The 8057-nt window shown below is 26.6% G+C and carries 9 protein-coding genes; 2 read left to right on the forward strand and 7 right to left on the reverse strand.

Translation table 11 applies throughout. The features are described from left to right. Window positions 1–261: 261 nt before the first annotated feature. The 3 genes from QX51_RS14795 to QX51_RS14805 all read right to left on the reverse strand — a co-directional run bounded on the left by QX51_RS14795 (window position 262) and on the right by QX51_RS14805 (window position 2298). A complete protein-coding gene (locus QX51_RS14795; RefSeq protein ID WP_039680660.1) occupies window positions 262–1479 on the reverse strand; it encodes a DEAD/DEAH box helicase in 1218 nt (405 codons plus the stop codon). A gap of 138 nt (window positions 1480–1617) precedes the next feature. Continuing rightward, on the reverse strand, window positions 1618–1884 hold the full coding sequence (locus tag QX51_RS14800; RefSeq protein WP_039680661.1) for a hypothetical protein: 267 nt from the start codon (window positions 1882–1884) through the stop codon (window positions 1618–1620). Between the two features lie 90 nt (window positions 1885–1974). Then, the gene (locus QX51_RS14805; RefSeq protein ID WP_039680662.1) at window positions 1975–2298 is read right to left on the reverse strand and encodes a hypothetical protein; all 324 of its coding nucleotides are present in this window, start codon (window positions 2296–2298) and stop codon (window positions 1975–1977) included. Between the two features lie 220 nt (window positions 2299–2518). On the opposite strand from QX51_RS14805, the gene QX51_RS14810 reads away from it, so the two are divergent. Further along, complete coding sequence (locus tag QX51_RS14810; RefSeq protein WP_039680663.1) at window positions 2519–3025, forward strand: hypothetical protein; 507 nt, start codon at window positions 2519–2521, stop codon at window positions 3023–3025. Window positions 3026–3066: 41 nt separating this feature from the next. Here QX51_RS14810 and QX51_RS14815 read toward each other — a convergent pair whose 3' ends face one another. Together QX51_RS14815 and QX51_RS14820 are read right to left on the reverse strand one after the other, a co-directional pair. Next, window positions 3067–4704, reverse strand: a complete 1638-nt coding sequence (locus QX51_RS14815; RefSeq protein WP_039680664.1) for an LTA synthase family protein — start codon at window positions 4702–4704, stop codon at window positions 3067–3069. Window positions 4705–4964: 260 nt separating this feature from the next. Next, on the reverse strand, window positions 4965–5375 hold the full coding sequence (locus QX51_RS14820; protein WP_039680665.1) for a peptide deformylase: 411 nt from the start codon (window positions 5373–5375) through the stop codon (window positions 4965–4967). Window positions 5376–5623: 248 nt separating this feature from the next. On the opposite strand from QX51_RS14820, the gene QX51_RS14825 reads away from it, so the two are divergent. Continuing rightward, the gene (locus QX51_RS14825) at window positions 5624–6061 is read left to right on the forward strand and encodes a hypothetical protein (protein WP_039680666.1); all 438 of its coding nucleotides are present in this window, start codon (window positions 5624–5626) and stop codon (window positions 6059–6061) included. 57 nt (window positions 6062–6118) lie between these two features. Here the strand turns inward: QX51_RS14825 and QX51_RS14830 are convergent, their stop codons facing one another. After that, on the reverse strand, window positions 6119–6541 hold the full coding sequence (locus tag QX51_RS14830; protein ID WP_039680667.1) for a DUF2628 domain-containing protein: 423 nt from the start codon (window positions 6539–6541) through the stop codon (window positions 6119–6121). A 353-nt stretch (window positions 6542–6894) separates the two neighbouring features. Then, window positions 6895–7557, reverse strand: coding sequence for a YkgJ family cysteine cluster protein (locus QX51_RS14835; protein WP_039680668.1), 663 nt, complete (start codon window positions 7555–7557; stop codon window positions 6895–6897). Window positions 7558–8057 lie beyond the last annotated feature (500 nt).

Genomic DNA, 8057 nt, shown 5'->3' on the forward strand with positions numbered 1-8057 from the left:
ACCCATTTTCTTATGTAATAGTGTAACATTTTTCACATATATAAATTGTTGTATTATGGAGGGTGTAACTAGAAATTATAGACTTTTTTTCTTATTATTTGATAAATAGAGGCTAAATGTAAATTTATTTAATATAATGTGACTTATTTCAATAGAAATTATTTGCAAAAATTTACTTTGCTTATATCTACAAAATTAATAATCATATGATCAACGATAAAAAATATGCCAGTATTTCTACCAGCATCTATCTATAAAATTCTATTTATTTTTAGGTTTATTTTCTCTTTTTGATTTAAACTCTTTTTTTGCTTTAGATTCTTTTTTTAATGCTTTGAAATCCACATCCACAAAGTTCCCTTCTTTTAATTCCACTGCTTTCATGTTTATTTTGAACTGTCTTTTGTAATCTCTAATTGTTCCTAAGTTTTGATTAGTAACTATTGAGATAGCAGTACCTTTTTTATTACCCCTAGCACTTCTACCACATCTATGTAGGTACTCGTTTTTACTACCTGGGAAATCAAGATTGAATATATGGCTAACATCAGGTATATCAAGTCCTCTAGCAGATAAATCAGAAGAAACTAAAATATTAGCTTTTCCAGTTCTAAATGCTGTCATGGCATTTTTTCTATCTTCCTTAGCCATTTTCCCTGAGATGCATACTGATTTATATTGGTGATAGTTAAGTTTTTCGTTTATAACTTCTATACTATCTTCATCATTTACGAAAACTATAGCTCTTTTTGCTTTTGCAGAAGATAATGCCTTTCTAAGTATTGTGAACTTTTCTCTTCTATCTCCATAGATGTACATATGATTTATATTTGGATTTATAACTGATTCATCAGTAGCTTTTATAACTTCCATTTCCTTCATCATATAATCACAAAAACTCTCAGCTTTGCTATCTAAACTAGCTGTAAATCCTAAAAGTTGTCTATCTCTTAAAGTAGTTTTTATTATTTTTTCTACTATTGCTTCACCTTTTGAACTTACTAAGCTATCAACTTCATCTAATATTATAGTTTTAACCTTATGAACTTTTAGTTTTCTCTGTTGAATTAAATCAAGAAGTCTACCAGCAGTTCCAACTACTATATGAGGTTTTATTGATTTTATATTTTTAATTTGTTTTTGTATGTTTACTTCACCTATTACTGCAAAAGTAGTTACATCAATTCCTGAGTTTTCTGCAAGTAGTTTTGCTTCATTTGATATTTGCATAACTAGTTCATGAGTAGGTGCTAGAACTAAAACTTGTGTATCTCTCTTTGTAGTATCGATTTTTTCAAACATTGGAAGTAAGTATGCTAAAGTTTTTCCACTTCCTGTTTCACTGTTTACTAGTAAGTCTTTGTTTTCTATTATTTTTTCTATTGTTAATGATTGAACCTTTGTTGGCTCTGTTATATTTTGCTTTAATAATCCATTTATTAATTTTTCATTTATCCCTAATTTGTCAAATGTTTTCATGTATTGCTCCTTTAAGTTTAATCAACTTATATTATACACTTATTTAATAATTTTGCAAAAGCCTTTGTATCATTTACGTTATGTTTTACAAATATATAAATTAAAATGCATTTGCAAAACTTTAACTTATAAATTTATTTATTCTAGCTTAAACAAATCATTGATATCTTCTAGAAAGTAAAGAAGATTAATAGATACCATTTCATCCATATAAGATATGATGTTTTCATCTTCCACAGAAAAAATATGTTTTTTAGGATTGTATGTGAAATCTTTTCCGTATTTCACTTCTTTATTAAAATATCTAGATACTATAAAATCTCTAGAGCTTTTAAGTACATACATCTTATCTTCACCTATTTTAAATTGAACTTTGCAGTAAGGTTCATCTAAACATGCCTCCATATGCACTTCTAAATTTACCTTTTTGTAATCATTAGTAATATTGCCCAGTATTATATCTTCTAGTGTTAATTTAGATGCTTTATTAATTTCTTAATGTATGTTAGAAAGTACTTCTACTCTATTTGTATTTTCCATTATTTCCATAGCTTCTAACAAAGTTACCTCAATATGCTTGCATATATATGTGCCCCTTCTATTATTTTCTCTATAATCTTCACAAGTGCATCTTGTTTTTTCTATGTTTAAGTTTTCTAAATTTATTCCTAGCACACTTTCATAATCTCTATAACTTTTAAACCCTTCTACTTGGGCATCTATAATTAAATAGTACTCCTCTGTAGCAAAATCTACTCCGTATACATTTTCTTCTTTATAGTATGCGTTTCCCCTTTGCCATCTTTTAGGATGAATCACCGCTCTGACTCTATTTTTATTTCTTATGTTATCACTATCTTTGCTACTATTTTTCTAGTTTTGTATATTCTAATTATAAGCAATTTATTTTTAATAGTATACTTTAAATATGATACTAAAATAAGGTATACACAATTTTGTGCATACCTTTGACTATAAATACTTCCATAATTTATGTTATACTTAATATAAATTAATTAAAAATACTAAGGAGAACTATGTGAAAAAAACAAAAAATTCTAATAAAATATCACTAAACGCTATATTATTACTGGTTGATATACCTTTATTAATATTACTTATGAAAAATCTTCATACAAATATAATTTATATATATATTAATATTAGAATTATTATGATTGCATTTATACCTCTAGTTATACTATTTAAAATATTAAAAACTACTATTATTATAGCTAAGACCTCTGGATTAGTTAGCTCCATACTACCTATTTTACGCTTAGAAAAAAGTTTTTCAGATTTAGCTAGTATATTCAAGGACATGATAGATATTTTTATGTTCTATGGTGAATGTATGATACTTCTGTATTTATTTATATATTCATCAGATAAAACTACTTACATTTTAACATCATCTAATAATTTAGCTATTTTTCTTGCAATAATATCATTGAACGTTGTACTTGTTTTGATTCGTACTTACATTAATAAAAGATGTGATAGTATTATAAATACATTTCAGGAAAAAAAGAATTTAGCTGTTTAAAAAAGATGCTAATATTTGTATTAGCATCTTTTATTTATTACTTATTTATATGTTATTAAATCATTACTAAAAGTACTGTTCTTCTTATCATTGATAAATTCATCATTAAAGAAATTACTATTATCTCCTAGTCCACTATTTACAGTATCAAGTCCTTGTTCTTCAATAATAGTTTTCTTATTTGAGTATAAATTAGTTCCAAGACCTAATCTATCTCCTTCGATTTCCACCCCTAAAGTAGAAAGAATAGTAGGAAACATATCAAATGGTGCATATTGTCTATTTTGCACATTATCTGTAGTTATAGGCGCATTTAGTATTAGATTTATTATAGTTCTTTCATAATTTGGATCAAAGTTCTTAAAGAATTTTTTGTCCATACTTGGATGGTCACCAGTTATAACTACTGTAGTATCTTTATAGAATGGCTGTTTTTGAATCCATTTTACAAAATCAACTGCCTCTTTTGTAGAGTAAGAAATAACATTGGCATATTGAGAATCATGTTTTTTCTCAGCTTTTTCTGATAAATAACCATCAGGGAAGTGAGTATCCGCTGTTTCCATTGTAAAATTAAATGGTTTATTCTCATTGGCAAGTCTAGTTATTTCATCTTTTGCATATTCATAAAGCTTGTCGTCTTCATATCCCCACCATACATCATAATCTTTAGGTATTAAACCTTTTTCTTTCGCTGCTTTGTGGTCAAATATATTAAATTTCCCATGAGTAGTAAAGTAAGTTGTAAGTCCTCCAAAATCTGCATCGGCTCCAAACATTATTGTTTGATTATAGCCTTGAGCCTCCAAAATATCACCTATACCAACAGCTCCTGGTAAGAAACTACCCGTTTTTCCATAAGAATTACGTCCCATAGGTATTTTTAAAGGAAGTCCCGTATCCATATTTATCATAGCTGCCACTGACCACTCAGAAGCATAAGTAGTATGAGGTCCGCCAAACTTATCTGTATTAGAGAAAGATAAGCCTTCCTTATAAAGTTCAGTTAATTCCGGCATTAAATTTACATCCATATATCCGCCTAATTCTTTATTTAAATATGAGTTTTCAACTGATTCTAAATAAATATGAATTAAATTTCTCTTTTTCTTTGGGAAGGTCATTTTCACATCTCTAGGATCCACATAATTATCAGCTAGATAAGTAGATGATGATAAATAAGCTTTAACAACTTTTTGCAGTTGTAATTTGTTAACCCCAAAACTTACTCCACCTATCATAGTAACCATTGATAGAACTATAGATATAATTCTCACCCTTTTTTTATTTAGAAGAGTTTTCTTTTCATTATTTCTATTAATCAAGAAAACATTGTATTTTAAATTAACAAAAATCAAAAATGGTATGGCACAAATAACAATATTTAATACTGGTGATTTAAGTATTTCTCCTGTCATACCAGATCCTGTTCCTTTAAGTGGTGCTTTTAAATTAAATAAAAATTGCTCTGGTGTTATTTGACCAAAGAATTCTACAAACCACGTTGAGAAAAATATAAAAACAAGCCCTATGATAAAACCTAATGATAGTAAGGTTTTAACTATGTAATCTCTTTTCTTAGATTTTTCTTCTTTTGTAAAAATAAGTTTTCCTTTTGTAATTTTACTTAATATAAGGATAATTACTATACCTATTATTAAATAGCTTAAAATTTTCATAAATACCTCCTATAATCTATATACAATAAATAAATTCACTCCAGTTGTATATAATATCATATTTTGTATATTTATGTATTATTTAATATAATAATTACATAATTGTAAGAAAAGTGTAATAAAAAGTTTGATATGCAATTTTAAGCCACGGCGTGGCGCTATAAAATTTCATGTAACTAGCTTGTTCTATCTAAATGGTTTTAATTTTATCATCACCTTATTATATTAATTAAATTCTATTTTCTTAATGTAACAATAACTTATATAATTATACCGTTACAATGGTCAACCTCATGCTGAATAATCTGTGCCACAAATCCAGTAAAAGTTTCTCTTTGCTTTTTAAAACTCTTATCAAAATACTCCACCTCTATAGTTTCATATCTTGTTGTTTCTCTAAAGCCAGTCAAAGACAAACAGCTTTCTTCTGTCACATAACTTTTTTCCTTCTTCAATATAACAGGATTAATCATAGGGACTATAGCACTTCCTACAGCAAACACAATTATACGTTTCTTGACACCTATCATATTAGCTGCCAATCCAACACAACCATCAAGATTTGCTCTCAATGTATCAATTAAATCATTAACAACAGACATATCTTCTTTAGTTGCTACTTCTGATTTTTCCCCTAAAAATAATACATCCTTAACAATTGGTTTTATCATTTTCATCCCAACCTTTCTAATCTACATTAATAATATGTATTTGTTTCATAAAAATATTTTTTCTTATTATACCATACAAAAATAATTCTAGTATTCTTCCTTACAGTCTAGCATTGAAAATTTCATCACACTTTGTGGACCCTCTAGATAAACATTTTAATTTAATAAGTTGTATTTTATTACTATTACTGATAAAATCACATAATTTTGGTATAATACCATTAAACTAAACTTAGGAGATTTAAAAAATGAATAATAAATTTGACAGTAAAAATGAATGTAGCAAATATGCATGGAATGAGGCTATGATTTTAGATAAAATCCAAGAAATTTTAGATGGTAAAAATATAGATGAGTTGGATATTACTGAAGAAGAACTGGAAGATATAAAGTCTCAATTAAATGATAACCTTTCATCTGAGGAGTTAAATGAGTCTGCATGTATAATTGCTGAAAATATTGATGAATTAAAAATTCTACCTAAAGATGACCTAAGAGAATATATACTAAAATTAATAAATTATTTAAATACTAATAATTTAAAATGTATTATAGGTGAAGTTAAAGGTATTGAATTTGAAGTTTATGAAAACTCAGGTGTTGATGATGTATTTAAAAACTACTATAAAAAATACGATGAAACATATGAAATATCTGCAATGCTTTCGGATTTAGGATTAAAATAGAAAATTCACCATAAAAAAATAGCATTCACTACAAATCTTAGTGAGTGCTATTTTTGTTTACAATGCTAAAAATAGAGAAAAAAGTACCACTGTATATAATCCTAATGCTAGAGGTAAATTTGTTCCACCTATTTTCTTTATAATTACCTCTTTATTATCAGAGAATAACGTTTTTACTTTTTCAATATTTCCATCTACATGATCCATATACAATGCATTTGCATATATTCCTATACCTACTAAAACTGCAAAGTTTAGTATCCCTCCAATATATGGGGTGGAAGATGCCACTAAACTTAGTATAAAGAATGCCCCTGCTTTAAAGTACATTTTTCTATATATCATCCAATATATACCTAGAAAAAATGCTGCCCAGTTCCAAGATGCACTTTTCCCTGTATCATTCATTTTTTTAAATTTTTCTTCATAGAACTTTTGGTTTCTCTGTATAAATAAATTTACTTCATTTACTCTCTCCATAAATTATACTTCTCCTTGATGATTTTAATTATTGAAATACTTAATATATTATCATATTTTTACTTATAATGCTCTAATTTTTTATCTCTTCTAATAATAATTATACCCATTTTTGAATCCATAAAACTTAATTAAATCACCTTCAAAATACTAAATGTACTTTTCACTGTTCTTTGTTAGGCATTTATTAATCTAAGGTAAATTACAAGACCAATTTATAAGTTTAATCCATAATTTCCTTCTATTATGTAAGTAAAGGTGAGATCACAATACAAAATTCGCTTTGCTCAAAAAGTGTGTATCTTCCAATGAAAGTACACACTTTTTTATTAATATGACACAACGCAAGTATACTAAATAACTCCCAGTTTATTTTTTATTTGTGGTAAATATTTCGCAAACTCAGAGTAAAAATCCCCTTCTTTTATATTAATATCATAACAGCTATCCAATAAAATTTTATTAACTTCCTCAATTTCTTTCTCATCTCTCACAAACTTTAGGCGGAAAGTAAGTGCCTTAATAAATTTATGCCATTGTAAAATAAACTTTTTATTTTCATCATAATTTTCAATTCCAAGCCATTTACTTACCTTAACATCTTTTAGATTTTCTTTAGGACAATTTCCTATTTGTAAAAAATATTTAAAATCATCATCTTTATATACTCTTCCAAGAGGAAACAAACGACAAATATTTGGTCGTTTAGAATGTATCATACATCTGCCTTCTTTATTTAAAAAACTACAGTATTTACTTTTTTGCATTTTTAAATATGGTAATAAGATTTTGTTACTTTCACGAAGTTCAATCTTATCACCTAGTAATTCATTAAATCCAATACCTAGAAAATTCACTATTTCATTCACATCAAAAGGTGTAAGCATTACTAAATCTCCAACATCCTTGCAACAATCGCTACATCCATTACAACCACATGTATCTGCTTTTACCATATCTTCAATATCATATAGCTTTCCATCTGAAATTTTATCTAATATATTTACAGGTCTCATTAACTTTCATCCTCGTTTCTTATTTATATCTTATTAAAATACTTAATCACATTTTATTATACTTAAATATATAAATTAAAAAAAGTAGAAAAATCTATTCTATTTAATAATATTTTCACTTTGATTTCTACTTAATTATTCTGAACCATATAATCTTAGGAAAAAGTAAGTTTACTAATTCTTAAGATTTAACCCTTAACAACTTATATTATAATACTAAATAACTAACATTTTTGGCGAGGATTAAAGTTCCAAGGGACTAGGTTCTTAGATTTTACTAGACAATAATAAATAACTCTGCTTAACCCAATCGCCTAATATTACCTATAATATACTAATATAAGGAAATATTTTCCTACCATTAACAAAACATTATATATATTAATTCAAAAAGAGTAAAATTTAAAATGACATATGTTAAGTATGTCAAAAATTACTAAACGTTACTTCTGATTATATACACATCTTTCTAGACTCTGAAAGTATTTCTTATAATATAC

Origin of the sequence: Terrisporobacter othiniensis, assembly GCF_000808015.1 — a bacterium.
Lineage (GTDB): Bacteria > Bacillota > Clostridia > Peptostreptococcales > Peptostreptococcaceae > Terrisporobacter > Terrisporobacter muris.

Bases quoted from the DNA above. Each gene is read 5' to 3' on its own strand.
- QX51_RS14820 (WP_039680665.1), bottom strand. From the start codon at position 5,375: ATGATAAAACCAATTGTTAAGGATGTATTATTTTTAGGGGAAAAATCA.
- QX51_RS14835 (WP_039680668.1), bottom strand. From the start codon at position 7,557: ATGAGACCTGTAAATATATTAGATAAAATTTCAGATGGAAAGCTATAT.
- QX51_RS14795 (WP_039680660.1), bottom strand. From the start codon at position 1,479: ATGAAAACATTTGACAAATTAGGGATAAATGAAAAATTAATAAATGGA.
- QX51_RS14830 (WP_039680667.1), bottom strand. From the start codon at position 6,541: ATGGAGAGAGTAAATGAAGTAAATTTATTTATACAGAGAAACCAAAAG.
- QX51_RS14825 (WP_039680666.1), top strand. From the start codon at position 5,624: ATGAATAATAAATTTGACAGTAAAAATGAATGTAGCAAATATGCATGG.
- QX51_RS14800 (WP_039680661.1), bottom strand. From the start codon at position 1,884: ATGGAGGCATGTTTAGATGAACCTTACTGCAAAGTTCAATTTAAAATA.
- QX51_RS14815 (WP_039680664.1), bottom strand. From the start codon at position 4,704: ATGAAAATTTTAAGCTATTTAATAATAGGTATAGTAATTATCCTTATA.